The sequence below is a fragment of the Spirillospora sp. NPDC047279 genome (assembly GCF_040643285.1).
In the GTDB taxonomy this organism is placed as follows: Bacteria; Actinomycetota; Actinomycetes; order Streptosporangiales; family Streptosporangiaceae; genus Spirillospora.
Map to the genome: position 1 here is coordinate 107,482 of NZ_JBEYUA010000006.1, position 25,864 is coordinate 133,345.

26 protein-coding genes are annotated in these 25,864 nt (G+C 72.0%); 8 read left to right on the top strand and 18 right to left on the bottom strand.

Annotation, left to right across the window (positions count from 1 at the left end; all coding sequences use genetic code 11):
* Positions 1 to 21 precede the first annotated feature (21 nt).
* From ABZ810_RS16760 to ABZ810_RS16770, 3 genes are read right to left on the bottom strand one after another with little or no spacing between them, the layout of a single operon-like run.
* The gene (locus ABZ810_RS16760) at positions 22 to 1,242 is read right to left on the bottom strand and encodes an ABC transporter substrate-binding protein (RefSeq protein WP_358403802.1); all 1,221 of its coding nucleotides are present in this window, start codon (positions 1,240 to 1,242) and stop codon (positions 22 to 24) included.
* A gap of 14 nt (positions 1,243 to 1,256) precedes the next feature.
* Entirely contained in the window at positions 1,257 to 1,655 is a 399-nt protein-coding gene (locus ABZ810_RS16765) for a DUF427 domain-containing protein (RefSeq protein ID WP_358403804.1), read from the bottom strand.
* Positions 1,656 to 1,680: 25 nt separating this feature from the next.
* Positions 1,681 to 3,315, bottom strand: coding sequence for an AMP-binding protein (locus ABZ810_RS16770; RefSeq protein ID WP_358403806.1), 1,635 nt, complete (start codon positions 3,313 to 3,315; stop codon positions 1,681 to 1,683).
* Between the two features lie 108 nt (positions 3,316 to 3,423).
* Here ABZ810_RS16770 and ABZ810_RS16775 point away from each other — a divergent pair, with 108 nt between their 5' ends.
* Positions 3,424 to 3,882 (top strand): VOC family protein, encoded by a 459-nt coding sequence (locus tag ABZ810_RS16775; protein WP_358403807.1) that lies wholly within the window; start codon positions 3,424 to 3,426, stop codon positions 3,880 to 3,882.
* Positions 3,883 to 4,021: 139 nt separating this feature from the next.
* On the opposite strand, the gene ABZ810_RS16780 is transcribed toward ABZ810_RS16775, so the two are convergent.
* The 11 genes from ABZ810_RS16780 to ABZ810_RS16830 all read right to left on the bottom strand — a co-directional run bounded on the left by ABZ810_RS16780 (position 4,022) and on the right by ABZ810_RS16830 (position 13,825).
* Positions 4,022 to 5,206 carry an ABC transporter substrate-binding protein gene (locus ABZ810_RS16780; RefSeq protein WP_358403809.1) on the bottom strand — a complete coding sequence of 395 codons (1,185 nt, stop codon included), beginning with the start codon at positions 5,204 to 5,206 and terminating at the stop codon, positions 4,022 to 4,024.
* A 108-nt stretch (positions 5,207 to 5,314) separates the two neighbouring features.
* Complete coding sequence (locus tag ABZ810_RS16785; RefSeq protein ID WP_358403811.1) at positions 5,315 to 5,761, bottom strand: acyl dehydratase; 447 nt, start codon at positions 5,759 to 5,761, stop codon at positions 5,315 to 5,317.
* On the bottom strand, positions 5,754 to 6,350 hold the full coding sequence (locus ABZ810_RS16790) for a MaoC family dehydratase N-terminal domain-containing protein (RefSeq protein ID WP_358403813.1): 597 nt from the start codon (positions 6,348 to 6,350) through the stop codon (positions 5,754 to 5,756). The genes ABZ810_RS16785 and ABZ810_RS16790 overlap by 8 nt, the downstream gene beginning before the upstream one ends.
* The gene (locus ABZ810_RS16795) at positions 6,347 to 7,165 is read right to left on the bottom strand and encodes an ATP-binding cassette domain-containing protein (protein WP_358403815.1); all 819 of its coding nucleotides are present in this window, start codon (positions 7,163 to 7,165) and stop codon (positions 6,347 to 6,349) included. The genes ABZ810_RS16790 and ABZ810_RS16795 overlap by 4 nt, the downstream gene beginning before the upstream one ends.
* Positions 7,155 to 7,874: an ATP-binding cassette domain-containing protein gene (locus ABZ810_RS16800; RefSeq protein ID WP_358403816.1), complete on the bottom strand. Its 720-nt coding sequence runs from the start codon at positions 7,872 to 7,874 to the stop codon at positions 7,155 to 7,157. The genes ABZ810_RS16795 and ABZ810_RS16800 overlap by 11 nt, the downstream gene beginning before the upstream one ends.
* The gene (locus ABZ810_RS16805; RefSeq protein ID WP_358403817.1) at positions 7,871 to 8,974 is read right to left on the bottom strand and encodes a branched-chain amino acid ABC transporter permease; all 1,104 of its coding nucleotides are present in this window, start codon (positions 8,972 to 8,974) and stop codon (positions 7,871 to 7,873) included. Before ABZ810_RS16805 ends, ABZ810_RS16800 begins: the two co-directional genes overlap by 4 nt.
* Positions 8,971 to 9,843 carry a branched-chain amino acid ABC transporter permease gene (locus ABZ810_RS16810; RefSeq protein WP_358403819.1) on the bottom strand — a complete coding sequence of 291 codons (873 nt, stop codon included), beginning with the start codon at positions 9,841 to 9,843 and terminating at the stop codon, positions 8,971 to 8,973. Before ABZ810_RS16810 ends, ABZ810_RS16805 begins: the two co-directional genes overlap by 4 nt.
* Positions 9,844 to 9,984: 141 nt before the next feature.
* Positions 9,985 to 10,863, bottom strand: a complete 879-nt coding sequence (locus ABZ810_RS16815; protein ID WP_358403821.1) for an LLM class flavin-dependent oxidoreductase — start codon at positions 10,861 to 10,863, stop codon at positions 9,985 to 9,987.
* An 11-nt stretch (positions 10,864 to 10,874) separates the two neighbouring features.
* Complete coding sequence (locus ABZ810_RS16820; RefSeq protein ID WP_358403823.1) at positions 10,875 to 12,092, bottom strand: acyl-CoA dehydrogenase family protein; 1,218 nt, start codon at positions 12,090 to 12,092, stop codon at positions 10,875 to 10,877.
* A gap of 75 nt (positions 12,093 to 12,167) precedes the next feature.
* Positions 12,168 to 12,932 carry a 3-oxoacyl-ACP reductase FabG gene (gene fabG, locus ABZ810_RS16825; protein WP_358403824.1) on the bottom strand — a complete coding sequence of 255 codons (765 nt, stop codon included), beginning with the start codon at positions 12,930 to 12,932 and terminating at the stop codon, positions 12,168 to 12,170.
* A complete protein-coding gene (locus ABZ810_RS16830) occupies positions 12,929 to 13,825 on the bottom strand; it encodes an enoyl-CoA hydratase-related protein (RefSeq protein ID WP_358403825.1) in 897 nt (298 codons plus the stop codon). The genes fabG and ABZ810_RS16830 overlap by 4 nt, the downstream gene beginning before the upstream one ends.
* 142 nt (positions 13,826 to 13,967) lie before the next feature.
* Here ABZ810_RS16830 and ABZ810_RS16835 point away from each other — a divergent pair, with 142 nt between their 5' ends.
* On the top strand, positions 13,968 to 15,185 hold the full coding sequence (locus ABZ810_RS16835) for a CaiB/BaiF CoA-transferase family protein (protein ID WP_358403827.1): 1,218 nt from the start codon (positions 13,968 to 13,970) through the stop codon (positions 15,183 to 15,185).
* A gap of 40 nt (positions 15,186 to 15,225) precedes the next feature.
* The gene (locus ABZ810_RS16840; RefSeq protein ID WP_358403828.1) at positions 15,226 to 16,440 is read left to right on the top strand and encodes an acetyl-CoA C-acetyltransferase; all 1,215 of its coding nucleotides are present in this window, start codon (positions 15,226 to 15,228) and stop codon (positions 16,438 to 16,440) included.
* 73 nt (positions 16,441 to 16,513) lie between these two features.
* Here the strand turns inward: ABZ810_RS16840 and ABZ810_RS16845 are convergent, their stop codons facing one another.
* Both ABZ810_RS16845 and ABZ810_RS16850 read right to left on the bottom strand, forming a co-directional pair.
* The gene (locus ABZ810_RS16845; RefSeq protein WP_358403829.1) at positions 16,514 to 17,161 is read right to left on the bottom strand and encodes a TetR/AcrR family transcriptional regulator; all 648 of its coding nucleotides are present in this window, start codon (positions 17,159 to 17,161) and stop codon (positions 16,514 to 16,516) included.
* Between the two features lie 132 nt (positions 17,162 to 17,293).
* Positions 17,294 to 17,680: a nuclear transport factor 2 family protein gene (locus tag ABZ810_RS16850; protein ID WP_358403830.1), complete on the bottom strand. Its 387-nt coding sequence runs from the start codon at positions 17,678 to 17,680 to the stop codon at positions 17,294 to 17,296.
* 353 nt (positions 17,681 to 18,033) lie between these two features.
* Here ABZ810_RS16850 and ABZ810_RS16855 point away from each other — a divergent pair, with 353 nt between their 5' ends.
* Entirely contained in the window at positions 18,034 to 18,471 is a 438-nt protein-coding gene (locus ABZ810_RS16855; RefSeq protein WP_358403831.1) for an OB-fold domain-containing protein, read from the top strand.
* On the top strand, positions 18,464 to 19,615 hold the full coding sequence (locus ABZ810_RS16860) for a thiolase family protein (RefSeq protein WP_358403832.1): 1,152 nt from the start codon (positions 18,464 to 18,466) through the stop codon (positions 19,613 to 19,615). Before ABZ810_RS16855 ends, ABZ810_RS16860 begins: the two co-directional genes overlap by 8 nt.
* Before the next feature lie 136 nt (positions 19,616 to 19,751).
* Here ABZ810_RS16860 and ABZ810_RS16865 read toward each other — a convergent pair whose 3' ends face one another.
* Together ABZ810_RS16865 and ABZ810_RS16870 are read right to left on the bottom strand one after the other, a co-directional pair.
* Entirely contained in the window at positions 19,752 to 20,912 is a 1,161-nt protein-coding gene (locus ABZ810_RS16865; protein ID WP_358403833.1) for an acyl-CoA dehydrogenase family protein, read from the bottom strand.
* A 147-nt stretch (positions 20,913 to 21,059) separates the two neighbouring features.
* Positions 21,060 to 22,601: a FadD3 family acyl-CoA ligase gene (locus ABZ810_RS16870; RefSeq protein ID WP_358403835.1), complete on the bottom strand. Its 1,542-nt coding sequence runs from the start codon at positions 22,599 to 22,601 to the stop codon at positions 21,060 to 21,062.
* Between the two features lie 307 nt (positions 22,602 to 22,908).
* On the opposite strand from ABZ810_RS16870, the gene ABZ810_RS16875 reads away from it, so the two are divergent.
* From ABZ810_RS16875 to ABZ810_RS16885, 3 genes are read left to right on the top strand one after another with little or no spacing between them, the layout of a single operon-like run.
* Positions 22,909 to 23,955: an acyl-CoA dehydrogenase gene (locus tag ABZ810_RS16875; RefSeq protein WP_358403836.1), complete on the top strand. Its 1,047-nt coding sequence runs from the start codon at positions 22,909 to 22,911 to the stop codon at positions 23,953 to 23,955.
* The gene (locus ABZ810_RS16880; protein WP_358403837.1) at positions 23,942 to 25,072 is read left to right on the top strand and encodes an acyl-CoA dehydrogenase family protein; all 1,131 of its coding nucleotides are present in this window, start codon (positions 23,942 to 23,944) and stop codon (positions 25,070 to 25,072) included. Before ABZ810_RS16875 ends, ABZ810_RS16880 begins: the two co-directional genes overlap by 14 nt.
* A complete protein-coding gene (locus ABZ810_RS16885; protein WP_358403839.1) occupies positions 25,069 to 25,857 on the top strand; it encodes an enoyl-CoA hydratase/isomerase family protein in 789 nt (262 codons plus the stop codon). Before ABZ810_RS16880 ends, ABZ810_RS16885 begins: the two co-directional genes overlap by 4 nt.
* The last annotated feature ends 7 nt before the right edge of the window (positions 25,858 to 25,864 follow it).

Genomic DNA, 25,864 nt, shown 5'->3' on the forward strand with positions numbered 1-25,864 from the left:
CAGTGCTCCCGGCCGGTCCGGTTACTGCTTCGCGAGGGTGTTGAGGTCGGTGAACGTGCCGCCGGCCGGCGCCATGACCTTGCCGTCCTTGACCGTCTGGAACTGCACGGTGGCCCGCGGGATCCGCGGGAGCTTGAGGAAGTTCGGCGTGCCGTAGGTGAAGTCGGGCGCGATGCCGAGGGAGACCTTGCTGCCCTCCAGCGACTTCGTCAGCGCGGCGCCACTGATCTCCGCGCTCCCGGTGAGCCGCTGGGCGACCAGGTGGACCGACGCCCAGGCGTTCAGCGCGAACTCGGTGCCCTCGACGTCGCCGTCGGCGTACTTGGCCATCTCGTCCAGGAACTGCTTGATCTTCGGGTTGCCGGTGCTGGTCACCGCGTCGTAGTCGCTGATGACGACGGTGCCCTCGCCCGCGTCGCCCATCTTGGCCAGGGACGCCTCGGACACCGCCGTCGCCACGACGGCGATCTTGCCCTGGTAGCCGGCCTGCCGCAGCCCCACGATCGTCTTGGTGGTGACGTCGGTCGACGCCAGCAGCGCGACCCCGTCCGGACGTGCCCCGGCGATCTGGCTGAAGTGCGAGGTCAGGTCGGCCGAGGCGTCGAACGGCAGGTAGTAGGCGCCCTTGAGGTCGCCCGGCGAGGCGAGCAGGGCCTTCACGTACTGGGGCACCAGCCGCCCGGACGGGCTGTCACCGGTGACGACGGCCACCGTCTTGGCCCCGGCCTGCTGCAGCGCGGCGCCGGTGGCGGCGGAGAGCATCGGCGAGCCGCCCACGATCGGGAAGGACGCGGCGTTGGTGAAGTCCTGCCCGGTCTGCACCATCGTGCCGACGAGCGGGATCTTCGCGCCCTGGAAGGCCTGGACGACCGCGTCCGACGACACGTACTTGCCGATGCCGGCGACCACCTTCTTGTCGATGGCCTCGCGCGCGCACTTGGTGGCGGCGTTGGGGTCGGTGACGGTGGAGGCCTCGCAGTCGACCAGCTTGAGCGGCCGGGCCTCTCCCCCGCCGCCGGGCTTCACACCGCCGGCGTCGTTGACCGCGTTGACCGCGGCCTTGGCGGCCTTCAGCAACTCCGGCTGGTAGATGGGGCCGGGCCCAGAGGCGATCACCGACAGGTTGATGGGCTCGCCCTTGAGGTCCGCGCCGTACTCGTCGTCCGAGCCGGACTCGGAGCAGGAGGTGACGGCGGCCACCGTGACGGCGGCCAGGGCGGCGATGCTGAGGACTCGGCGCATGGGATCTCCCTGTTTCAGGGGCGGGGGGCGGGTGCTGAGGTGACCGGGTCGGCGGTGCCGATCTGGACGACGGTCCGGTCCTGGTAGAAGGCGACGTGGTCGCGGAGGATCGCGACCTCGGGGTACGGCTCCGGGTACTCCCAGGCGACGGGCTCGGCGCCGTCCCGCGGCCGCCAGTACCTCGCCCGCCCCTTGAAGGGGCAGCGCGACGTGTGGTCGGAGGGGGCGAGCCGCTCGGACCGCACGTCCGCCCGGGGGACGTAGAGGACGAGCCCGTGGTCCTGCTCGGCGACCAGGAGCGCGGCCCTCGTCTCGGCGAGCACGACGCCCTCGTGCGTCACGCGGACGAGGTTGCGCTGACGGAGCACGTCCACGCGGTAGTCCGGCCGGTCGAGGTATCCCGACGGTTCCATGCCTTCTCCTCTTTCTGCGGGCACGTCACCGTGTGCCGTTCAGCGAGCCGTCGCGCACCTGCTCGCGCAGGCGGAACTTCTGGATCTTGCCGGTGGCCGTCCGCGGGAAGTCCGCGACCAGGTACACCGACTCGGGCCACTTCTGCCGGGCGAGGCCGGCGTCGGCGAGATGGGAGCGCACGTCGTCGAGCGAGACCGGGCTCGCCGGATCGTGCGGCCGGATGACCGCGGTGGCGTGCTCGCCCAGGCGCGTGTCCGGCTCGGCCACCACGCTGACCTCGGCGACCCGCTCCATCCGGATCAGCAGCGCCTCGATCTCCTGGGCGCTGATGTTCTCGCCGCCGCGGATGATGACGTCGGCCACCCGGTCGGTGATGGTGAGGTAGCCGTCGGCGTCCAGCGCGCCCATGTCGCCGGTGCGGTACCAGCCGTCGGCGTCGAACGCGCGGGCGGTCAGCGCGGGGTCGGTGTAGCCGATGAAGCAGTCGGCGCCGCGGGTGAGGATCTCCCCGGCCTCGTCCAGGCGGATCTCGGCTCCCGGCAGAGGGCGGCCGTCGGTGCGCAGCCGCTTGTCCGCCGCGTCGTCCAGCAGGCTGGCGGTGATGGAGGGGTGCTCGGTGCTGCCGTACGACCGGTAGACCGCGATGCCCTCCTTGGTGGCCCGTTCGGTGAACGCCTCCGGCACCATCGCGCCGCCCAGTCCCATGTACGGGATCAGGGCCAGGTGCTCGGGGGTGAAGTCGGGGTGGTCGAGCAGGCTGGTCAGGAAGTAGGGCGGGCCGCCGGCGATGCCGAGCCCCTGCTCGCCCATCGTCCGCAGCACCTCGGCCGGGTCCCACACGTCGATCAGGTGCACCGGCTCGGATCGCAGCAGCGGCACCAGGAACGCGTTGATCATCCCCATGAAGTGGCCGACCGGGGTGCCGACGATCTGCGGCGGCCCTCCCCTGCCGTAGAAGCCGTTGGCCTGGCGCGCCTCCCAGCCGATCGTCCGGTGGCTGTGCACGACCCCCTTGGGGTTGAGCGTCGTCCCGGAGGTGAAGCCCACGACCGCCGGCTGGTCCGGGTCGACGGCCTCCGGCTCCGGCAGGGGGTCGGCCGACAACATCCGGTGGAAGGACGTGGCGGCCCGCGGCAGCTCGCGCTCCGGGCGGTCGCTCACCACCAGCCACAGCGGGTCGTCGTCCCGCGCCGCCAGGAGGTGCTCGTACTGCCGCAGATGGTCGGTGCGGCCGAAGGCGTCGGGCGTGACGATCACCGCGGGCCGGGTGTCGTCCAGGATGTAGCCGACCTCCTTGGGCCCGTAGAAGTGCACCACCGGGACGACGATGGCACCGACGTAGGTGGCGGCCCAGAAGGTGATGGCGGCCTCGACCCAGTTGGGCAGCTGGAGCACGACGACCGAGCCGGGGCCGATGTCCCGGACGCGCAGGGCCCACGCGAGCGAGCGCGCAGCCCGGTCCACGTCGGCGAGGGTCCCGGTGTAGGGGCGCGTTCTGGAACGCACCTGGAAGGGCAGGTGCGGGGCGTGGCCCAGTCCTTCGGCCACCATCGAGCCGAGGGACGCTCCGGTCCACCAGCCTTCGTCGCGGTAGCGCTGGGCCAGACCGGCGGGAACCGTCCGGACGCCCCAGCCTTCGAGAGCAGAGCTTCGGGTCACCGTATGCCTTCAGTGATCGGAATCGGGCCGGCGGCTTCACGCCCCCGGGGCTGGCCGTTATCATCAAAGTATGTTTCGACGTCGAGGTCAATACTTGGGGAGAACTCCATGAACGCGCCGAGGATCTACCACGTGGGCATCGTCGTCCCGGCCCTGGAGCCGGCGATGGAGCAGTTCGGCGCGGCGGCGGGCGTGACGTGGGGCCGCGTTCAGCACTTCCCGGTCGAGTTCGCCACGCCCGCCGGAACGCGGACGTTCGACCAGTCGTTCGTCCTGTCCATCGAGGGTCCGCCCTATATCGAGCTGCTGGTACGGGTCGACGACAGCGTGTGGGAGAAGACCGGTCTCCACCACCTGGGCATGTGGAGCGACGACGTGCCGGGAGAGTCGGCGGCCCTGGAGGAGCGCGGGTGCGCGTGGCAGGCGGCCCTCCTCGACGGCGCCGGCCGGCGGGCCGGCGGCTGCTACCACCTTTTGCCTGATGTTGACATCAGAGTCGAATTGGTGTCACGGGCCGCGAGCGCTCCCAGGCTCGAGCGCTACCTCGCGGGCGGCGACTACCGCTGAGCCCTTCCGGGCATGGATCGGCCCGCGCGTCCGCGTCGAGCGGATGCGCGGGCCGATGGGTTCTCCGGGGAACGCGGCCTCAGGCGGCGCGGCCTCAGGCGGCGCAGCCTCAGGCGAAGCGGCCTCAGGCGGCGTCGGCTCAGGAGGAGCCGGCGTCCAGGGTCTGCGTCAGCGTGGCCTTGGAGCCGACCACGTTGTAGAGGTACCAGTTCTTGAACGGGTAGTGGTCCCCGGCGGTGTAGCCGAAGGCGTCGACGATGCCCGGGATCGAGGTCTGCAGCTTCTCCAGCTGCCCCTTGAGCTTCTCGCCGGAGCAGGGGTGGCCGCAGGCCTTCATCGCCTCGCCGAACGCCCGCGCGCTCAGGTACCCCATGACCGCCTCACCGTCGTTGAGGCCCATCAGGGTGGTGGGATCCTTGATCTTGGACTTGACCGCGTCGGTGTAGGCCTTGGCCCCCTCCTGGGTGGCGCCCGGCTCGACCAGCGAGTACACGGTCATCGCGTAGAGGTTCTTGTCCGTGGACGAGGAGAGCGAGGCGAGGTTGGCGGTCCCGTCCAGCCACACCAGGGGCGCGTCGATCCCGGCGGCGCGCACGCCCTTCAGCACGCTCAGCAGGCCGGGCCCGGTGTGGGAGATGAGGACGACGTCGGGCTTGGCCGCGACCACCTTCGCGGTCTGGCTGGAGTAGTCGGCCGACATCAGGTCGACCTCCTCGGACACGGCCAGGTCGATGCCGGCGCCCGCGGCCTGCGCCTTGACCTTCTTGGCGAGCGCGAGGTCGGTGAGGGTGTTCAGGTAGACGAAGGCCGTCTTCGGGTTGCTCTTGCCGGTCACCTTCTTGGCCGCATCGAACAGCGGCTGGGCCGCGCGCGCGTTGTCCGGCCCGATGCTGAACACGTAGGGGTTGGGCTCGGCGACCGAGATGCAGGCCAGCGGCACCTTGTTGCGGACCGCGATCGGCTGCGCCGCCGAGCAGTTGGCGCTCAGCACGTTCCCGAAGATCGCGTTCACCTGGCGCGCGGTGGCCAGCTGGGTGGTGTTGGCCGCCGCGCGGGACTGCTCGCCCCCGTTGTCCAGCGCGGTCAGCTTGATCTTGTGCCCGTTGATGCCGCCGGCCGCGTTCACCTCGTCGACGTAGGCCTGGATGCCCTGCTGGAGGGTCTTGCCGTAGGCGGAGGTGGCGCCCGAGAGCTCGGCGTTGATCCCCCAGTTGTACTCGGTTCCGGAGGCGCCGCCGGAGCCGCCGCCGCATCCGGCGAGGAGCAGGGCGCCCGCGCCGGCGAGGGCGAGGGCTCTGACGACGGCGTGGTGTGGACGGGGCATCGCAACATCCTTGTCATCGATACGGGGTGGGTGGATGAGAGATGCCCCAGGACGGACATCCTTGTTTTTGACTTCGATGTCACAAAATAAAAGCACGCCAGAGGGGTGTCAAGGCCTTCCCGGCAGCGTGACCTCGGCTCTTCCCGGCCCGACCGTCACGACGCCCCCGGCGTCCACCGTCCGCAGTTCGATCTCGACGACGGACCGCCCGTCGCGGTGACCGGTCGCCACGACCTCGCCCTCGACCCGGACCGTCCCGCCCACGGTGGTGAAGCGCGCCATCCGGAAGCCGCGGATCGCCCGGATCGTGCCGCCCGGGCCGATGTAGTCGCGCAGGGCCCGTTCCCACATGCCCTGGAGGAAGATCGCGTTGGCGTACATGGCGGGTGCGCCGTTCGCCCGCGCGACCTCGTCGTTGTGGTGGATCGCGGTGAAGTCGCGGGTCGCCCCAGCGGCCATGACCAGGCGATACACCGGAAGCGCCAGGGCCACTCCGGGCAGCGGATCACCCACCCGGACGTCCTCGGCGTACCGCTGCCGGACGGGCTCAGCCATGATCGGCTCCGGGCGCCGGGTCGTAGAGGTAGAGCTGGGCCTCGACCCGGCAGATCGGCTCCGGTCCGCCGCCGGAACCGCCGTCGGCGAACATCTGCCGGTCGAAGGTGACGAACGCGCCGCGGCCCACCCTCGTCTCCTTGGGCACGCAGTCCAGCAGCCGGCGCGGACCCGACCCCGCCCGCTCCCCCACATGCAGCGGGCGCTCGAACTCGATCGAGATGCCGGTGCCGAACATGCCCGAGGTGGGCGGCGCACCCGGGAAGACGTCGTCGGAGATGACGCTGCGCCACGGCTGCGCGTCCCGTGAGCCGTCCTCGAACGTGGGGCGCTCCCCGGGCTCCCACACGGCCGGCAGGACGAACGTCCACATCGCGGTGTAGGGCGCGATGACGTCCGGCCAGCCGTGCGCGCGCGCCGCCTCGGCGTCCCGGTGCAGCGCGCAGTCGAACTCCAGCGGCTCCAGCCACCGCCGGATCGCGCCCGCCTCCACCGGGTCGGGCCCGAAGCGCACGCCCGGCTCGTCGAGGTCGGATCCGATGCGGTCGACGAGTGGCCGCCAGGCCGCCTCCCAGCCGGGGTCTGTCATGACGATTTCTCGACTTCGACATCGATATCTGCCGCTTCGCCGAGATACGAGCGTTTGACCGCGTCGCTGTTCATCACCTCGTCCGGCAGTCCCACGTCCAGGACCTCGCCGAAGTTCATGGCCATGAGGCGGTCGCAGTTGCCGGTGACGAAGCCGGGGTCGTGGTCGATCAGCACGATCGTGCGGCCCAGGGTCCGGAGCCGGCGCAGCGCCTCGCCGATCGCGCCGCGCTCGTGCCCGCTCACCCCGGAGGTCGGCTCGTCGAGCAGCAGCAGCTCGCCGCCCGACACGACGGCACGGGCGATGTCGACGAGCTTCTGCACGGCGCTCGACAGCTCGCTCAGGGGGCGGTTCGCGTACTGCGTCAGCCCGAACTGTTCGAGGACGTCCATCGCCGTGTGGCGGGCCGCCTTCTCCGCCTCCCGCCGCTTCCGGTGACCCCGGAAGCGCAGCGCGCCCGCGACGGAGTTGGGCAGCTCGCCGAGCGCGACGAGCTGCAACGCCGTCAGGTCCCGGAAGTAGTGGGTGGACTGGAGGCTGCGCCCGATCCCGTGGTCGCGCATGCGGTGCGGGCGCACCCGGCTCAGGTCGACGTCCCCGTATCGGACCGTTCCCGCGCTCGGCCGGACGACGCCGTCGATAACGTTGAGGATGGTCGTCTTGCCGGCACCGTTGGGGCCGACGATGCCGAACACCTCGCCCGGCCGCACGTCGAAGGTCACGCCCCGCAGGATCCGGACACCGCCGAGGTCCACGTCGACCCCGTCGACCTTCAGCGGACGGGCGGCGCTCCCGCCCTGGCTGTCATCGCTCATGTCGCCCCAGGTAGGTGTCGAGGACGGCGTCGATGTCCAGCGAGTCGAGCGGCCCTCCGGCCACCAGCGTCCCGCTGTCCATGACCTGGACTCGGTCGGCGACGTGCAACGAGGCGTGCACGGCCTGGTCGGCGGCCAGGATGGTGAGCCCGCGCTCGTCCGCGAGTCGGCGCAGATGGCCCATCAGCTCGCGCACCATGCCGGGCGCCAGGCCGAGGGACAGCTCGTCGACCAGCAGCACGTCCGGCTTGCGCAGCAGCACCAGCGCGGTGGCGAGCATCTGCCGCTCTCCCCCGCTGAGCACTCCCGCGCGGACCTCGCGGCGCTCGCGCAGCCGCGGGAAGAAGTCGTAGATCTCGTCGAGGTCCTGCCCGCGGGACGTCACCAGCCGCAGCTGGTCCTGCACCGCCATGTTGACGAAGACCTTGTGCCGGTCGGCCACCAGGCCCACGCCGAGCTTGGACAGGCGCAGCGGGCTGGGGCGCCTGACCACCCGTCCGCGGACCGAGATCGTCCCCCGGGAGGTGCCGGACTCGTGCGCGAGGAATCCGGTGATGCCGCGCAGGGTGCTGGTCTTCCCCGCGCCGTTGCGGCCGAGGATGACCGTGAGGGTTCCGGGTGTCAGATCGACGTGGTAGCCCGACACGGCCGGTGGGCCGCCGTCGTAGCTCACCACGAGGTCCCGCACCGTGAGCAGCGCGTCCGTCATTCCGGCGACTCCACCAATCGTGCGGTGCGGCGGCCTCCGACGGCGCGCCGCAGCGACCGTTCCGCCCTGCCGAGCAACCCCTGGATCCCCTCGGGTTCGAAGAGCACGACGAGCAGGAAGAGCAGGTTGAACAGGCCGGCGTTGGCGATGCTCTGGTTGTCGGTGTACCAGGCCGCGTCGAGCCCGGCCCGGCTCAGCCAGTCCGGCAGCCGCAACTGCAGGATGTACGGCAGCGCGGTGATGATCACCGCGCCGGTCAGGGCGCCCAGCCGGGACCGGATGCCGCCGATGTAGATCATCGTGATCAGCGCGATCGACAGGTTGAGGTTGTAGGTCTCGTAGTCCGCCCGCCCGACGAGATAGGCCATCAGGCAGCCGGCCACCGCCGTGATCGCCCCGCTCAGCGCGAAGGCGTAGAGCTTCCAGCGCACGACGTCGATGCCGCTGACCGCCGCCGCCTCCTCGCTCTCGCGGATCGACCTCCACGCCAGCCCCACCCCCGTGCGCTCGATCAGCGCGACGCCGAGGTACACGACCGCGAGGATGCCGATCAGCGTGAGGTAGAACGACTGGCCGGTGGAGACGTCCAGCGGGCCGATGTGCAGGGGCGGCACCTCCAGCCCGGCGGGGTGGTAGGCCGACTGGTAGTTCTTGGTCAGCGCCGTCACCATGAACTGCAGCGCGAGGCTGGCCAGCAGCAGGTAGAGGCCCCGGAACCGCAACCCGGGCAGTCCCGAGACCAGGCCGACCGCCCAGCCCACCGCGGCGCAGATCAGCAGGGGGAAGGGGAACGTCTCGAGCGGCGTTCCCGCCAGGCTTCCGGTGACGAACGCGCCGACGGCCATGAAGGCGGCGCCGCTGAGCGCGATCTGCCCGGCACTGCCGATGAGCACGGACTGCCCGATCGCGGCGACGGCGTAGACCGCGCAGGCCTGGCCGACCAGGTTGAGGAAGGGACCGCCGTTCAGCGCCCAGAGCGCGGCGGCGAGCAGCCCGGCGCCCAGCACGAGCTGGGTGCCGCTCCCCTGCCTGCCGAGCACGCGGCCGAACGCGCGGCCCGCCGTCCCCGGTGCGGGGGTCCTGATGACGTTGCCGGTCACAGCCGCACGACCTCCGCCTTGCCGAACAGCCCGGACGGGCGGAAGAACAGGATCGCCAGCATGATCGCGAAGGAGAACAGGTCGACCCAGCTCGCCCCGATGCCGATCCGCACGGCGTTCTGGACGGCCGCGAGCATCAGCCCGCCGGCGAGCGCGCCGCCGATCGAGCCGAGCCCGCCGAGAATGATCGCCGGGAACGCCAGCAGGCCCATGTTGGCGACTCCGACCGGGTCGACCGCGGACCGCATGCTGAAGGCGATGCCCGCCAGACCGGCCGTCGCTCCGGCCAGGGCCCAGGCCACGGTGGCGATCCGGGCCGAGCTGATGCCCAGGTGCACCGCCAGGGTGGCGTTGTCCGCCACGGCGTTCATCCGCAGCCCGAGCTGGGTGTGCCGCAGGGTCAGCATCAGGACCGCGACGACGATCACGGCCATCGCGACCGCCACGATGTCGGCGACGGGCACCACCGCCCCCAGGAACCGGTAGGCGTGCGAAGACACCACGTCGGGCAGGCTGAGCGGCGCGGTTCCGTATTTGATCGCCACGGCGGCCTGCAGGACGCCCGCCAGCCCGATCGTGGCCACCGAGGTGGCGAACGCCTCCCGGGCCGCGACCCGCGCGAAGATCAGAATGTAGACCAGCGCGCTGAACGCGGCGACGGTGAGCACCGTGACGAGCACCGCGGGCAGGAAGGGCCGGTCGCCGTTCACCATCGAGTAGAAGATGAACGCGCCGAGCAGCATGAAGCCGCCCTGGGCGAAGCTCAGGACCTTCGAGGCGCGGAACAGCAGCGTGAACCCGACGCCGACCAGTCCGTAGACCGCCCCGGTCACGATGGTGCCCTCGACAGCTTGGGCCACAACGCTCACAACGTCGCTCCCTTTCTCCGCCGGGGCACCGGCGCAGCCGCGGGCACCCCGCAGCCGCGGGACAGAAAATTGACTTCGACGTCACAATATAGGTGTGTCCTGAACCACGTCAATGGTCCCCGACCCCGCATGACCTGCCCATCAAGGGGCCGACGCGCGGTCGGCGAGGAACGTCCACGTGCGTTCGGTATCGACATCGGACTCTGACAGCACGTGCGCGGCGAAGTCGGTGACACCGGCTTCGGCGAACTCGTCGAGCCGGCGCCCGACCTCGGCGGGCGAACCGACCACCGCCAGCTGGGCGACACCGTCCACGCCCTCCCGGCGCAGCACCTTCCGGTACGAGGGGAAACGGTCGTTGGCGCCCAGCCTGCGGTGGACGAGATCGCGCGCGCCGCCGGCGTCGCCGGTCACGCACACCGGCAGGGCCGCCGTGATCCGGAACGGCGCGCCGTCCGGCCGTTCGCGCACCGCCGGGACGATCACCTCCGTGATCGTCTTTGCCCCCGCGGCCCAGGTCACAACACCGGAGGCCACGTCCGCGGCCAGCCGGGCCATCCCCGGGTTGACCGCACCCAGGAGGATCGGCGGCGGGTCTCCGGCGACGGCGATCCGGCGCCCCTGGCCCGCCCTGCCGGTCATGAGCGCCGCCAGCTCCGTCACGTAGCGGCGCGTCGCCGCGATCGGCGGCGTCCACTCCAGCCCGAACACGTCCCTGACCAGCGCCTCATGGGACGGGCCCAGGCCCAGCGCCAGCCGGCCCCCGAGCACCTCCTGCACGGTCGCCACCTGCTGGGCGAGGGCGAAGGGCGGGCGCAGCGGCATCGGCACGACGGCCGTCCCCAGTTCCACCTCCGGGACCTCCCGGCCGGCGACGGCGAACGCTGTCAGCGTGTCGTGCCCGGTGAGCATCGGCGCCCAGTAACCGGCCAGGCCGTATTCGGCGACCTTGCGCACTTCCTCGACGACACCCTCGATGGTGCCGCGCATGGTCAGGCCCGAATGAATGGCGATGCGCATGCGTCTCTCCGTCAATAGGACTTGGGCAGGCCGAGGACGTGCTCGCTGATGTAGTTCAGGACCATCTCCTGGCTGACCGGGGCGATGCGCATCAGGCGTGATTCCCGGAAATAGCGCTCGACGTGGTATTCGCGCGCATAGCCGAATCCGCCGTGCGTCTGGACGGCGGCGTCGGCCGCCGCGAATCCGGCGTCGGCGCAGAGGAACTTCGCCGTGTTCGCCTCCTTGCCACAGGACTCGCCGCGGTCATATCGGGCGGCGGCGTGCCGTGCCGCCAGTTCCGCGGCGTCCAGGCGCATCGACGCCTCGGCGAGCGGGAAGGCGACCCCCTGGTTCTGCCCGATCGGGCGGTCGAACACCACCCGCTCCCCCGCGTACCGCACGGCCCGCCGCAGGGCCGCGCGGCCGATGCCCAGCGCCTCGTGCGCGAGCAGGATCCGCTCGGGGTTGATGCCGTCCAGCAGGTAGGTGAAGCCGCGCCCCTCCTCCCCGACCAGGGCCGAGCCGGGCACGCGGAAGTCGTCCAGGAACAGCTCGTAGGAGGAGACCGCGTTGCGCCCCATCTTCGGGATCGCCCGCATCTCGATCTCACCGCCGGTCAGGTCGACCACGAACATCGACAACCCGTCCGTCCGCCGCTTCCCCTCCCGGGGCTCGCTCGTGCGCGCCAGCAGCACCGCCTTCTGCGACTGGGCCGCCTTGGTGATCCAGACCTTCCGGCCGTTGATCACATAGTCGGCCCCGTCCCGCCGGGCGAAGGTGCGGATGCGGCCGGTGTCGGAGCCGGCGTCCGGCTCGGTGATCGCGAAGCAGACGTGCAGGTCGCCGGTGGCGGCGGCGGGCAGCAACTCGCGGCAGAGCCGTTCGCCGCCGTGCCGGGCCACCAGGTTGAGGCCGAAGATCGTGAGATGGAACGGGCTGCAGCCGTTCATCCCGGCACCGGACGCCGCGATCTCGTACATCATCGACGACGCGGCCGAGATGCCCAGGCCGGCGCCGCCGTACTCGCGCGGGATCGCGATGCCCAGCCAGCCCGCCGACGCGAACGCCTCGTAGAACTCCCAGGGAAACCTGGTCTCCTCATCCGTCTCGGCCCAGTACGCGTCGTCGAACCGTCCGGCGACCTCCCGGACCGCCGCGCGCAGTTCCGCGTCGGTGAGCGTCTCGTCGCCGGCGGACGTGCCGCCGGTCGTGCCGTCGGGCGCGGCCGGTGCGGCCATGTCGGTCATTTCGCGGTCCTCCTCGAACGGCGGCCGGCCCGGTCGCCGCCGCCTCGTCCGTCCACTCCTGTCCTGGCGGGTCGCTCAGCGCACCGAGCGGCCGCCGTCGACATAGAGCACCTGCCCGGTCACGAACCCCGACTCCTCGGCGGCGAGGAACAGCGCGGCGTTCGCGATGTCCGCGGGCTCCCCCGTCCTCCGGACGGGCAACGTGGCCGCGATCTCGGCGAGGCGTTCCTCCGCCGCGACGCCCATCCGCTCGGCCGTCGCGCGGGTCATCTCGGTGTCGACGTAGCCGGGGCCGATCGCGTTGACGGTGATGCCGAACGGCCCCAGCTCGATCGCCGTCGTGCGGGTGAAGCCCTGGATCCCGGCCTTGGCCGCGGAGTAGTTCGCCTGGCCGCGGTTGCCCAGGGCCGAGGTCGAGGAGATGTTGATGATCCGCCCGTACCGCCGCTCGACCATGATCCGCTGAGCCGCCTGGGTGACGAGGAACGTGCCGCGCAGGTGCACGTTCATCACGGTGTCCCAGTCGTCCCCGGTCATCCTGAACAGCAGGTTGTCCCGGGTGACCCCGGCGTTGTTGACCGCGATGTCCAGGCCGCCGAACTCCTGGACGATCCGCGCCACCGCCTCCTCGACCTGCGCGGCGTCGGAGACGTCCGCCCCGAGGCCCAGTGCCTGACCGCCCGCCTTCTCGATCGCGGCCACGGTGTCGCGGGTGAGGTCCTCGGTGAGGTCGAGGACACCGACGCGGGCTCCGGCGCGGGCGTACCGGCGGGCGATCTCGGTTCCGATGCCGCGCGCCGCGCCCGTCACCAGCGCGACCCGGCCTTCCAGACTCGTCATGTTCTCTCAGCTCCCGTGTTCTCGGTGGTGGCGGGCGGGCCCGCGGCGGTGCCGCGCGCCAGTGCCAGGACGGCCCGGCGGTGGGCGTCGGACTCCAGGAGCCGGACGTGCCACTCCGCTTCGGCGTCGGCGCAGGCGGCGAGGTCGTGGTCCTGGGCACGCGCCACATGCGCCTTCATGGCCCGCGCCGCGTCCGGCGAGAGGGCGGCCAGGTGTCCGGCGAGCCGGGCGACGTGGTCGCCGAGCCGCTCGTCGGCGACCACCTCGTTCACCAGGCCGAGGTCGCGGGCGCGGGCGGCGTCCAGCGGCGGCGAGAGGAGCAGGAGTTCCAGCGCGCGGGCGGGCCCGGCCAGCCGGTTCAGGGACCAGGTGCAGCCGAAGTCGCCGGCCAGCCCGAGCCGGCCGAAGCCGGTGCGCAGCGTCGCGGACGCGGCGGCGTACCGCAGGTCGCAGGCCAGCGCGAGGCCGAGGCCGGCCCCGACCGCCGCCCCCGCGATCAGCGCGATGGACGGCTTGCCCAGCTCGCGGAGCCGGACGACCGTCGCGCGCTGGAGCGCCCGCTGGGTCTCCAGCCGCAGGGGGGCGTCGCCGGCCGGGCCGAAGATGCTCTCCCCGGCGGCGAGCTTGGTGAGGTCGCCGCCCGCGCAGAAGGTGTTCCCGGCGCCGGCGAGGACCACGACGCGGACGTCCTCCGCCGTGGCGGCGACGTCGAGCATGGCCGCCATCGCTTCGAGCATCTCCCGCGAGAACGCGTTACGGACCTCGGGACGGTTGAGAGTGAGGGTCAGCACGCCGCCCGTCCGGGTCGCGAGGAGGTGGGCGGTCCCCGTCCCGATCTCCCGCGCGCCGTCCGGGCGCGCCCCGGGCGCCGTCCCCTCCGAAGCATTTGACATAGACGTCGAAATTACAATCTCCGCACTGCCTGGTCAATCCCTGACCATGCGCTACGGTGACGCCAAGAGCTTTATCGACACCGACGTCAAGTTACGCTCGCCGTTCGGGTGGTCGCACTCGGCACGCTTCCGGAGGACTCCCATGCACGATCGACCAGGCCCGGACCGGGCGCCCGTCCCCGGGCCGCCCCTCGCCGGCACCGTCGTGGTGAGCTTCGAGCAGGCGGTCTCGGCGCCCTACTGCACGCGGATGCTCGCCGATCTCGGCGCCGAGGTCGTCAAGGTCGAGCACCCGCGCTCAGGGGACCTCACCCGCTGGTTCGACGAGGCCGCCGACGGCATGGCGACCTACTTCGTCTGGCTGAACCGCAACAAACGATCGCTGGCGCTGGACTGCAAGCGGCCGGAGGCGCGGCCCGTCCTCGACCGGCTGCTCGAACGCGCCGACGTCGTCGTGCAGAACCTCGCGCCGGGGTCGGCCCGCCGGCTCGGGCTGGACGCCACGACGCTGGTGGAACGGTTCCCGTCGCTGGTGGCGGTCGACATCTCCGGCTACGGCACCGGCGGGCCGCTCGACCACCGCCGCGCCTACGACCTGCTCGTCCAGGCGGAGAGCGGTTCCTGCGCGGCCACCGGGCAGGCCGACGCCCCCGCCAAACCGGGCATCCCGATCGCCGACATCGGCACGGCGATGCAGGCCGCGTCGGGGATCATGGCCGCCCTGCTCGGGCGGGCCCGCACCGGCACCGGCGCCGCCCTGCGGGTCAGCATGTTCGACACGGCCGCCGACCTGCTCGGCTTCGCCCTGCTGTACGCCCGTTACACCGGCGAGGAGCGGGCGCCGATCGGCATGTCGTCCCCGATCGTGGCCCCGTACAACGCCTACCCGACCAAGGACGGGCGCACCGTCGTCCTCGGGACGACCAACGACGCCGAATGGCAACGGCTCGCCCGTGACCTCATCGGACGGCCGGACCTGGCGGACGACCCCGGTCTCGCCACCACCCCGCAACGGTGCGGCCAGCGTGGAAGGCTCGACGAGGCCGTCACCGCGTGGACCTCGGACCTGCCCCTCGCCGAGATCTGCGCGCGGGCCGACGCGGCCGGCATCGGCAACGCCGAGTTCAACCGGGTCACCGAGGTCGTCGACCACCCCCAGCTCACCGCGCGCGGTCGCTGGCAGGAGGTCGGCTCGCCGGCCGGGCCGCTGGCCTCGCTGCTCCCACCCGTCATCACCGCCGCCTGGGACACGCCGCTGGAGGATGTTCCCGGCCTCGGCGAGCACACCGCCGCGATCCTCACGGAGCTGGGATTCACCCCCGAGGGCCAGGACCTGCTCCGCCAGTCCGGCGCGGTGTGATCCGGCGCGGCGGACATCCTTCCCGATCACAAGGAGACACATGAACGAGGCTGTGATCTGCCTGCCGGTGCGGACCGCCATCGGCCGGTTCGGCGGCGCCCTGCGGACGGTGCCGGTCCAGGAGCTGGGCTCGACCGTCGTCCGGGCGCTGATGGAGCGCGCGGGCCTGGACGGGGCGCTCATCGACGACGTGGTGTTCGGCCACTGCTACGGCACCGCCGAGGCGCCCGCGCTCGGCCGCGTGGTGGCCCTCGACGCCGGGCTGCCGACGACGGTCCCCGGCGTCCAGATCGACCGGCGGTGCGGCTCCGGCCTCCAGGCCGTGGTGTACGCCGCCGCGATGGTGCGGTCCGGCGCGGCGCAGGCGATCATCGCGGGCGGCGCCGAGAACATGTCGCAGGCGCCGCACTACTCCCTGACCGCACGCTGGGGATCGCGCGCCGGCGACATCACGCTGACCGACACGCTGACGCGGGGGCGCACGACCGCCGGCGGCCGGTTCCATCCCGTGCCCGGCGGCATGCTGGAGACGGCGGAGAACCTGCGCCGCGAGTACGAGATCGGCCGCGAGGAGCAGGACGAGCTGGCCTACCGGTCGCACCTGCGTGCGCTGGACGCGCAGGACCGGGGCGCGTTCACCGAGGAGATCGTCCCCGTCCGGGTCGGCACGAAGAAGGGCGAGACGGTGGTCGACACCGACGAGCACCCGCGCCGCGACGTCTCGCCCGAGGCGCTCGCCGCCCTCCGCCCGGTCATGGCGAAGCAGGACCCCGGCTCCACGGTCACGGCGGGCAACGCCAGCGGCCAGAACGACGGCGCCGCGGCCTGCCTGGTGACGACTCCCGAGTTCGCCGCCGCGAACGGGCTGCGGCCGCTCGCGCGCGTCGTGTCGACCGCGGTCGCCGGCGTCCCGCCGAACGTCATGGGCATCGGACCGGTGCCGGCCACGCAGCGTGCCCTGGACGGCGCCGGGCTGACGCTGGCCGACATGGACCTCATCGAGCTGAACGAGGCGTTCGCCGCGCAGGCGCTGGCGGTGACGAGGGAATGGGGCTTCGCCCAGGCCGACTTCGAGCGGCTGAACGTCAACGGCTCCGGCATCTCGCTCGGTCACCCGGTGGGGGCCACCGGAGCGCGCATCGTCGCGACCCTGCTGCACGAGATGGACCGGCGCGAAGCGCGGTACGGCCTGGAGACGTTGTGCATCGGCGGCGGCCAGGGCATCGCGGTCGTCTTCGAACGGACGGCCACCTGACGGTGCGCGTGTCGTGGTCGGCGTCCGGCGGGGACGCCGACCACGATCGGCGGGACGGCGAGCGCGGCCGGGCTCAGGCGGTCGCGCTCTTGGCGGGGACCTTCTGGTCGGCGGTGGGGACCAGGCCCAGCGCGTTGGCCCACAGGTAGGTGAGCTGCTCCACCGCCGTGTTCATGTCGAAGCGCGCACCGCCGATGAACATCATCTCGGCGAACTTGGCGACCATGCCGCCGAGCGCGGTGGCGGCGTACCGTTCGTCGATGCGCTGGTCGGCCAGTCCGTCGGCCTGCAACCGCTTGATCGCCGACTCGAGCCGGGCCGCCAGGTAGTCGTCGCGCTTGGACCGCACCTTGCGGACCTCATCGTCATAGCGGCTGACCTCCTCGATCACCCGCATGATCTTGGCCTCCTTGCGGTACGCCGCCAGGTAGGCCTTGTTGGCGGCACGAATGCGGTCGACGGGCCCGGCGCTCTCGGTCAGGTCCTGCGCGATGTCGTCCATGGAGACCAGGCGCACCTCGACCTCCTCGGCGATCTCCCGGAAGAGAGACTCCTTGGAATCGAAGTAGTGGTAGAACGACCCGTGCGAGACGTTCGCCTCGGTGGCGATGTCGGTGATCCGCGCCTGCAGGAAGCCATCGCGTTCGAACACGGTCTTGCCGGCCTCCACGAGGCGGGCTCGCGTACGGCGGCCTTTGGCCGAGCGAGGCTCTGGGTCCATCCTGCCCTCCATCCGTGAATTCGACGTCAGAAACATAATGCCGCAACGGCGTGCGCGCCACTTCACGCATCGCCCGGAGATTTGTCCGAGAAAACTGCTCTACCGACGATGTGACCGATCTGACAGAGCCGGTTATGGGGACCGGCGGATGTCGATGTGCCGCCTGGCGAACACCAGCCGCCCTTCCTCCCAGGTCATGCGGTCGACGTAGGCGCCGGAGACGACCGCGCCGGTCTCGGCGTTGAAGAACGCGAACGAGGACACCGCGTCGACGCCGCCGTCGGAACGCTCCTCGACGCTCGGCACTCCCTGCAGATGCGACCCCTTCGGAGCGCGGGCCGCGAAGGCCGGCAGGTCGGCGTTGCCGATCTCCCTGCCGTCCGAGATCGACAACACGCCACCGCCGCCGTAGAGCCCGCTCCACGCCTCCGGCTCGCCGCCGTCGATGTACCGGGCGTAGTCCGCCTGCAGCCTGGTCACCGCCGCCAGCAGCCGCGCCGGCCGATCGTCATCGTTCACGTCGTCCTCCTCTTTCCCCGCGGCGCCCCGGCCGGGCCGCCGCCCGGCGGTCCCGTGACCACGACCGCGAACGCCATTATGACTTTGACGTCAAAAATATCAAGGCTCGGAAGGGATCGGACTCCCGGCCGCGCCCGTCCCACCACGACGATGAGCAGGACATTCCCGCGGACCGGGCCGTCCACTCGACATCGACACCCTTTCTTTGATGTCGACGTCAGTATAAGGTAACCATGCGTCCCACGGCGGCGTCGACCGATCCGTGGAGCAGGGCACCGGACCGCGTCCGCGCCGCCCGCGACATCCCGTGATCCCCGCCCCACCCCGGCCGGCGGGGAGGCAAGGAGAAAGAGATGGCACCGGTTCCCATCGCCGATGACCTGTTCACCTGGCCCGACGAGGCGCCCCGCCTCATCGGCGGCAGGTGCGGGGAATGCGGCACGTTCGTGTTCCCGCTCCGGACGGGCTGCGCGCGATGCGGCGCGACCGCGGTGGAACGCACGCGGCTGAGCCGCTCCGGCACCCTCTGGACGTGGACGACCCAGGGTTTCCCGCCGAAGGCGCCGTTCCGCGGCGAGTTCTTCGGGACCGACCCGTTCGAGCCGTGGCTGGTCGGGGTGGTCGAACTCCCCGGCGAGCTCCGGATCGAGACCCTGATCGTCGGCTGCGCCCAGGAGGACCTGTCCTTCGGAATGCCGATGCGGCTGGTCACCATGCCGTTCCGTACCGACGAGGACGGCCGGGAGATCATCACGTTCGCCTTCAGCCCGGAAGGGGCCGACCATGCCTGACGTCGCGATCATCGGGGTGGGGATCCACCGGTTCGGCCGGTTCCCCGGCAAGCCCGCGCTGGCCATGGGCGCCGACGCCGCCCGGGACGCCCTGGCCGACGCCGGCCTGACCTGGGCCGACATGCAGTTCGCCGTCGGCGGCAGCTACGAGGTCGACCAGCCGGACGCCGTCGTCGCCGAGCTGGGACTCACCGGCGTGCAGTTCACCAACGTCTACAACGGCTGCGCGACCGCCGGCAGCGCGCTGGCCCTCGCCGGCCAGACCATCAGGCTGGGGCAGCACGAGATCGGCCTGGTGCTCGGCATGGACAAGCACGAGTCGGGCGCCTTCACCGCCGATCCCCAGGAGTACGGCTGCCCGCGGTGGTACGGCGAGATGGGGCTGTTCCTCACCACCAAGTTCTTCGGCATGAAGATCAACCGCTATATGCACGACCACGGCATCACCTCCGAGACGCTCGCCGCGGTCGCGGCGAAGAACTACGGCAACGGCGAGCTCAACCCCAACGCCCACCGGCGCACGCCGCTGACCAGCGAGCAGATCCTCGGCTCGCGCATGGTGAACCACCCGCTGACGCAGTACATGTTCTGCAGCCCCAACGAGGGCGCGGCGGCGCTGGTCGTGTGCAGCGCCGACATCGCGCACCGCTACACCGACAAGCCGATCTACCTGCGCAGCGTCGTCACCCGCACGCGCCGCTTCGGGGCCTTCGAGGTGCACACCCCGTCCGCGTCGGTGGCCGCCGACCACGTCCCGGCGCCGACCGTGGACGCCGCCAAGGCCGCGTTCGAGGAGGCGGGCGTCGAGCCGGCGGACGTCGGCATCGCCCAGCTCCAGGACACCGACGCGGGCGCCGAGGTGATCCACATGGCCGAGGTCGGGCTGTGCGCCGACGGCGAGCAGAACAAGCTCATCGCGACCGGGGCCACCGCCCTGGGCGGCAGCCTGCCGGTCAACACCGACGGCGGCCTGATCGCCAACGGCGAGCCGGTCGGCGCCTCGGGCCTGCGGCAGGTGCGCGAACTGGTGCTCCAGATGCGCGGGCAGGCGGGCGAGCGCCAGGTCGCCGGCGCGCCACGGGTCGGCCTCGCCCAGCTCTACGGCGCTCCCGGGGTCGCCGCGGTCTCCATCCTGACGACCTGACCGTGACCGGCTGACGCGGGCCGGCCGGCGCAGACCGGCCCACGCAGACCGGCCCACGCAGACCGGCCCACGCAGACCGGCCCACGCAGACCGGCCCACGCAGACCACGACGACCCCCAGGGGCGGCCCGGGCGTTTCAGCCCGCGGCCGCCCCGAGCGCCTGGCGGGCGATGATGACCTGCTGGATCTGGCTGGTGCCCTCGTAGATCCGGAAGAGCCGCGCGTCGCGGTAGAACCGTTCGACCGCCACCGAGCGCATGTACCCGGCGCCGCCGTGCACCTGGACGGCCCGGTCGGCCACCCGCCCGACCGCCTCGCTGCAGAAGTACTTGGCGGCGGCGGGCCCGGTCCGGCGGTCCGTGCCGTCCTGGAAGGCGCGGGCGGCCTCCAGGACGAGGCTTCGCGCGGCCATCGTCTCGGTCACCGAGTCGGCGATCATCCCCTGGACGAGCTGGTGCGCGGCGATCGGACGGCCGCCCTGCTTGCGTTCGGACGCGTAACGCACGGACTCGTCGACCAGGCGCTGGCACATCCCCACGCAGGCGGCGGCGAGCAGCAGCCGGCCGTTGGACAGGCAGCGCATCGCGGTCAGGAAGCCGGTGTCGACGCCCGCCTCGCCACCGACGACCGCGTCGGACGGCACCCGCACGTCGTCGAGGTTGACGTCGGCCGTCCAGGCGCCGAACTGGCCCATCTTGTGGTCGCGCGGCCCGACCGACAGCCCCGGGGTGCCGGCCGGGACGATGAACGTGGAGATGCCCCGGGACGACTTCGCGTCCGGGTCGGTGCGGGCGAACACCATGAACACGTCGGCGATCGGCGCGTTGGTGATGTAGCGCTTGACGCCGTTGAGGACCCACGCGTCGCCGTCACGAACCGCGCTCGTGCGGAGGTCGGACGGGTCGGACCCGGCGTCGGGCTCGGTGAGCGCGAACGAGGCGACGGCCTCGCCCGAGGCCAGCCGGGGCAGCCAGGCCGCCTTCTGCCCGTCGGTGCCGCCATCCATGATCACCTGGCCGGCGATGCCGACGTTGGTGCTGAACATCGAGCGCAGCGCCGGGGTGGTGTACCCCACCTCGATCAGCAGCCGGCACTGGTCCACGACGCCGAGCCCGAGCCCGCCGTACTCCTCCGGGATGGTGAACCCGAACAGGCCCATCCGCCGGGCCGTCTCGCGCAGGACGGCGGGCACCTCGTCCTTCTCGTCGATCTCGGCCTCGCGGGGAATGACCTCCTTGCGGATGAAGTCGCGGACCGCCTCGAGCATCGGCTCCAGATCGTCATGGTGATCGTGCATGTCAGCCACCTTCCGGGCGCGGACGCCGCCGGGGGAACTCCGCTAGAAATCGACGTCGATGTAGGTAAAAGATCGAAGGAACGAACCGCGCGGAGGACCCGCGCGGAGGGAGGACGGGGGTGAGGGGACGGGCCGGGACCCAGATGGTCAGCCGGTGCGCACCCGCTCGTGCAGCGCGGTCTTGTGCACCTTGCCGCTGGCGGTGAGGGGAAGCTCGTCGATCAGCTCGACCCGGCGCGGGACCTTGTAGTTCGCCATGCGCTCACGCGACCAGGCGATGATGTCCTCGGCCGAGGGCGCGGGCGGGCGCGGCACGACGAACGCCATGCCCACCTGGCCGAGGCGCTCGTCGGGAATCCCGATCACCGCGGCCGCGCGGACGCCCGGATGTTCCAGCAGCATGGCCTCGATCTCGGCCGGGTAGGCGTTGAACCCGCCGACCAGGAACATGTCCTTGGACCGTCCCGCGATGCGCAGGCACCCGAGCTCGTCGAAACGGCCCAGGTCCCCGGTGCTGAGCCAGCCGTCCGCGGAGAGCACCGCGGCGGTCGCCTCCGGGCCGTCCAGGTACCCCGCCATGACCGTCGGGCCGCGCAGGACGATCTCGCCGACCTCTCCCGGCGCGACGTCCTCCCCCGCCCCGTCGACGATGCGGATCTCGAAGCCCGGCCGGGGGCGGCCGACGGTGCCGGCGATGGTCTCCGGGGCGTCGTCGGGCGAGGTCGAACTGGCCGTGCCGCCCTCGGTCAGGCCGTAGCCGGCCACGATCACCGAGAACGGCAGCTCCGTGCGCACCCGCCGGATGAGCTCGACCGGGATGTCGGCCGCCCCGGTCACCGCGACGCGCAGGCTCGACAGGTCGTACCGGTCCCGGTCGGCGTGCTCCAGGATCGCGTGGTAGAGGGCGGGGGGGCCGGGCAGGACGGTGATCCTCTCCTCGGCGACCTGCCGCAGCACCGTGTCCACGTCCAGCACGGGGTGCGGGTACATGGTGGCGCCACTGGCGAGGCAGGCCAGGATGCCGCCCTTGAAGCCGAACATGTGGAAGTAGGGGTTGACCATCGCGTAGCGGTCGCCGGCCGAGAGGCCGGTCATGGCCACCCAGTCGGTTCCCACGCCCATCGTCCGCCGGTGCGTCATCACCACGCCCTTGGGCGTTCCCGTCGTGCCGGAGGTGAACAGCACGTCGGAGACGTCGTCCGGCCCCAGGGCCGCCCGCCGCCGGTCGACCTCGGCGAGCCCGTCCGCGGTGGCGCCCGCCAGGAAGTCCGGCCAGAGCACGCCGGGCCCGGACGGGCCGCCCCGGGCGATGACGATGGTCCGCAGGTCCGGCAGCGGGACGCCGGCCCCGGTGAGCATCGCGACGTAGTCGTTGCCGAGGAAGCCGGTCACGGTCACCAGCACCTTGACCCGCCCGCGGCGCACGATGTCGGCGGCCTCGCGCCCCTTGAACCTGGTGTTGATCGGAACGAGCACCGCGCCCGCCTGGTACAGCCCCAGCAGCGCGACGATCCACTCGCGGCTGTTGAACGCCCAGACGCCGACGCGGTCGCCCGGTTCGACGCCGTCGGCCACCAGCGCCGCGCCGAACCGGCGGGCCTCCTCGTACAGCTCCGCGTAGGAGAGGCGCGCGTCGCCGTCCACGACCGCGACGCGGCCGCCGTGACGGTCCGCGGCGGCGCTGGTCATGGCCGCGATGCTCGGTCGGCCCGGTTCCCGGCTGTCGTTCATGGCGTCACTCCCGCTCTCCCCCGGCTGACAGTACCTCCGTGCAGCACGGGTCTCCAGGGCCGGGTCCCGTGATTGACATCGACGTCAGTATAGACTTTTATCTAGAACAGAACAGAGCTTGCAACACCCGCGCCGGCGGTCCGCGCGCGCCCTGCGCGCGGGGTGCGGCGCGCTTCTCCCGAGGTTGCCGCTACATGATCACCAAGCCCGATCCGCGCCCGCCCGCGGCGGCGTGCCCACCCGACGACGTGCGGAGTGACCGCTGATGGACGTCCGCCTGTCCGCGGAGCAGCAGGCGCTGCGCGAAGCCGCGGCCCAGCTCGTCGATGACCACGCCCCCCAGTCCGTCGCCGCGCTGGACGACACGGCCCGCACGGCGCGGCTGGAGGCGGCCGTCGCGGGGTCGGGCTGGCGCGAGCTGCGCGTGCCCGATGACGGGGACCGGCCGCTGGCGTCCGCCGTCGAGACCGCGATCGTGGCCGAGGAGTTCGGCCGCGGACCGGCCGACACCTCGTTCCTGGGACCGACCCTGGCCACCGAGCTGCGGCGCCGCGCGGCGGCCGGTCCGGCCACCGCCCACGAGACCGTCCTGCTGCGGCCCGACCTGTCCGGCCTCGTCGTGGTCGAGGACGCCGACACGTTCTGCACCGGCGTCGCGGTCGACGCCCGGGGCGCCACATCCGCCCTGGCCCTGGCCCGCGCGGGCAGTGGCTACGACCTGGTCTCGGTGGCGGTGACGGGAACGTCGCAGGGGCGCGACCTCACCCGCCCCGCCACCATGGTCGAGCGGGGGCCGTTCCAGCGGCCGGACGGCGCCGGCCGCCGTCCCCTCACCGGCGAGGACATCGAGGCCTGGTCGGCCTTCACCCTCGCCCTCACCTGCGCCGACCTGGTGGGAACGATGCGCGGCGCGGTGAACCTGGCCCGCTCGTACGCCGGGATCCGGCACCAGTACGGCGTGGCCATCGGCACCTTCCAGAGCGTGCAGCACATGCTGGCGGACGCCTTCGTCTCGATCGAGGGGTCCAGCAGCGTCACCCGGCACGCGGCCTGGGCGGTCGACGCCCTCCCTCCGGGCGAGGCGCTCGCCGCCGCCGCGACCGCCAAGGCCTACTGCGCCCGCGCCGCCCGCGACGTGTGCGAGACCGTCATCCAGGTCCACGGCGGCATCGGCATGACCTGGGAGTACCTCGCCCACGTCCACCTGCGGCGGGCGCTGCTGTCGACCCAGGTGCTCGGCGACGTCGGGGCGAACCTGGCCCGGGTCGTCGCGCACCGCAAGATCGGAGGTGTGCACGATGGACTTCGCTGACTCCCCGGAGGAGGCGGCCTTCCGCGAACGGCTGCGGACCTGGCTCGCGGAGAACAACCCCGGGCTCCCGCAGTCGTCCACGGCCGACGAGTACTGGGACGGGCAGGCGCCCTGGCACCGCGCGCTCTACGACGCCGGCTTCTTCGCGCTCTCCTGGCCGGAGGAGATCGGCGGTCACGGGCTGCCGAGCGTGTACGAGGCGATCGTCGACGAGGAACTGGCGGCGGCCGGGGCCCCGCCGCGGCCCAGCCTCGGTTACCTGGTGCAGGGCGTCCTCCGGCACGGCGGGGAGGACGTGAAGGCCCGTTTCCTCCCCGGCATCGTCAACGGGCGGCAGCGCTGGTGCCAGGGGTTCAGCGAACCTGACGCCGGGTCGGACCTGGCCGCGCTGCGCACCCGCGCCGTCCGCCGGGACGACGACTACGTCATCACCGGGCACAAGGTGTGGACCAGCTACTCCGACGAGGCCGACTGGTGCCTGGTCCTGGCGCGGACCGATCCCGAGGCCCCCAAGCACCGGGGGTTGTCGGCGTTCGCCGTCCCGATGGACCAGCCGGGCATCGAGCAGCGCCCGCTCAAGATGATCAATGGTGTCACCCGGGAGTTCGGCGAGGTCGTCTTCGACGGCGCCGTCACCCGGGCCGCCGACATGATCGGCGCGCCCGGCGAGGGCTGGCGGCTGGCCATGACCGTGGTCAGCCACGAGCGGGAGCCCGGCGAGCTGGGCTACGTCGCCCGCTACAGCAAGGCGGTCAACGAGCTGGTGGACCGGATGCGCGCCGAGCCGGAACGGTTCACCCCCGAGAACGTGCGCGACGTCGCCTGGGCGATCGTCGAGGCGGAGATGCTCCGGCTGCACGTGTGCCGGCGGCTCTCGGACCGGCTGAACGGGATCTCGCACGGCCCCGAGGGCTCGGTGGACAAGCTCCTGATGACGCGCGTCGAACAAGCCGTGGGGCACGCCGCCCTGAGCATGAGCAACCTGACCGGCGGGACCGAGGAGGACACGTGGCTGAATATGTACCTCTACAGCCGGGCACAGAGCATCATGGGCGGAACGTCGCAGATCCAGCGCAACCTGGTGGCGACCCGGATCCTCGGGCTCCCGGTCGCATGAGCGGCTACGGAATGCCTCCCGAGATCGAGGTCACCGCCGACGGGCCGATCAGGATCGTGACGCTCAACCGGCCGGACGCCCTGAACGCGACCAACCACGCCCTGCACGAGGGGCTCGGCGCGATCTTCCCGCGGCTCGACGCGGACGAGGAGGCCCGCGCCGTGGTGCTCACGGGTGCGGGCCGGGCGTTCTCGGCGGGCGGCGACTTCTCCTACCTGGACGAGCTCACCAAGGACGACGACCTGCGGCGGCAGACCCTGGTGGACGCCCGCCGCATCGTCACCGGCATGGTCCAGTGCAGGCTGCCGATCATCGCGGCGGTCAACGGGCCCGCCGTCGGGCTGGGGTGCAGCCTGGCCGCGCTCTCCGACATCGTGTTCATGGCCGAGAGCGCCCACCTCGCCGACCCGCACGTCATGGTCGGGCTCGTGGCGGCCGACGGGGGGCCGGTCACCTGGCCGCTGCTGACGAGCCTGCAGCTGGCGAAGGAGTACGCGCTGACCGGCGACCGGATCAGCGCCCACCGCGCCGCCCAGATGGGCCTGGCCAACCATGTCTGCGCCGACGACGAGGTGATGTCCGAGGCGCTGGCCTGCGCGCGCAGGCTCGCCGCGATGCCGCGCCGGACGCTGGAGGACACCAAGCGTGTCCTCAACCTCCACCTGGAACGGGCCGTGCTCGCCACGCTCGACTTCGCCATCGCGGCGGAGGACCGCTCGTTCCTGTCACCGGAACTGCGAGCGACGCTGGACAGGCAACTGTCCAAGCGGAGCAGCGCCACCTGACGGCCGC

What these genes read in the sequence shown, in the direction of transcription:
- ABZ810_RS16760 (WP_358403802.1), bottom strand. Translation starts at nt 1,242, where the DNA reads ATGCGCCGAGTCCTCAGCATCGCCGCCCTGGCCGCCGTCACGGTGGCC.
- ABZ810_RS16765 (WP_358403804.1), bottom strand. Translation starts at nt 1,655, where the DNA reads ATGGAACCGTCGGGATACCTCGACCGGCCGGACTACCGCGTGGACGTG.
- ABZ810_RS16775 (WP_358403807.1), top strand. Translation starts at nt 3,424, where the DNA reads ATGAACGCGCCGAGGATCTACCACGTGGGCATCGTCGTCCCGGCCCTG.
- ABZ810_RS16780 (WP_358403809.1), bottom strand. Translation starts at nt 5,206, where the DNA reads ATGCCCCGTCCACACCACGCCGTCGTCAGAGCCCTCGCCCTCGCCGGC.
- ABZ810_RS16785 (WP_358403811.1), bottom strand. Translation starts at nt 5,761, where the DNA reads ATGGCTGAGCCCGTCCGGCAGCGGTACGCCGAGGACGTCCGGGTGGGT.
- ABZ810_RS16790 (WP_358403813.1), bottom strand. Translation starts at nt 6,350, where the DNA reads ATGACAGACCCCGGCTGGGAGGCGGCCTGGCGGCCACTCGTCGACCGC.
- ABZ810_RS16795 (WP_358403815.1), bottom strand. Translation starts at nt 7,165, where the DNA reads ATGAGCGATGACAGCCAGGGCGGGAGCGCCGCCCGTCCGCTGAAGGTC.
- ABZ810_RS16800 (WP_358403816.1), bottom strand. Translation starts at nt 7,874, where the DNA reads ATGACGGACGCGCTGCTCACGGTGCGGGACCTCGTGGTGAGCTACGAC.
- ABZ810_RS16815 (WP_358403821.1), bottom strand. Translation starts at nt 10,863, where the DNA reads ATGCGCATCGCCATTCATTCGGGCCTGACCATGCGCGGCACCATCGAG.
- ABZ810_RS16820 (WP_358403823.1), bottom strand. Translation starts at nt 12,092, where the DNA reads ATGACCGACATGGCCGCACCGGCCGCGCCCGACGGCACGACCGGCGGC.
- fabG (WP_358403824.1), bottom strand. Translation starts at nt 12,932, where the DNA reads ATGACGAGTCTGGAAGGCCGGGTCGCGCTGGTGACGGGCGCGGCGCGC.
- ABZ810_RS16830 (WP_358403825.1), bottom strand. Translation starts at nt 13,825, where the DNA reads ATGTCAAATGCTTCGGAGGGGACGGCGCCCGGGGCGCGCCCGGACGGC.
- ABZ810_RS16835 (WP_358403827.1), top strand. Translation starts at nt 13,968, where the DNA reads ATGCACGATCGACCAGGCCCGGACCGGGCGCCCGTCCCCGGGCCGCCC.
- ABZ810_RS16840 (WP_358403828.1), top strand. Translation starts at nt 15,226, where the DNA reads ATGAACGAGGCTGTGATCTGCCTGCCGGTGCGGACCGCCATCGGCCGG.
- ABZ810_RS16845 (WP_358403829.1), bottom strand. Translation starts at nt 17,161, where the DNA reads ATGGACCCAGAGCCTCGCTCGGCCAAAGGCCGCCGTACGCGAGCCCGC.
- ABZ810_RS16855 (WP_358403831.1), top strand. Translation starts at nt 18,034, where the DNA reads ATGGCACCGGTTCCCATCGCCGATGACCTGTTCACCTGGCCCGACGAG.
- ABZ810_RS16860 (WP_358403832.1), top strand. Translation starts at nt 18,464, where the DNA reads ATGCCTGACGTCGCGATCATCGGGGTGGGGATCCACCGGTTCGGCCGG.
- ABZ810_RS16865 (WP_358403833.1), bottom strand. Translation starts at nt 20,912, where the DNA reads ATGCACGATCACCATGACGATCTGGAGCCGATGCTCGAGGCGGTCCGC.
- ABZ810_RS16870 (WP_358403835.1), bottom strand. Translation starts at nt 22,601, where the DNA reads ATGACCAGCGCCGCCGCGGACCGTCACGGCGGCCGCGTCGCGGTCGTG.
- ABZ810_RS16875 (WP_358403836.1), top strand. Translation starts at nt 22,909, where the DNA reads ATGGACGTCCGCCTGTCCGCGGAGCAGCAGGCGCTGCGCGAAGCCGCG.
- ABZ810_RS16880 (WP_358403837.1), top strand. Translation starts at nt 23,942, where the DNA reads ATGGACTTCGCTGACTCCCCGGAGGAGGCGGCCTTCCGCGAACGGCTG.
- ABZ810_RS16885 (WP_358403839.1), top strand. Translation starts at nt 25,069, where the DNA reads ATGAGCGGCTACGGAATGCCTCCCGAGATCGAGGTCACCGCCGACGGG.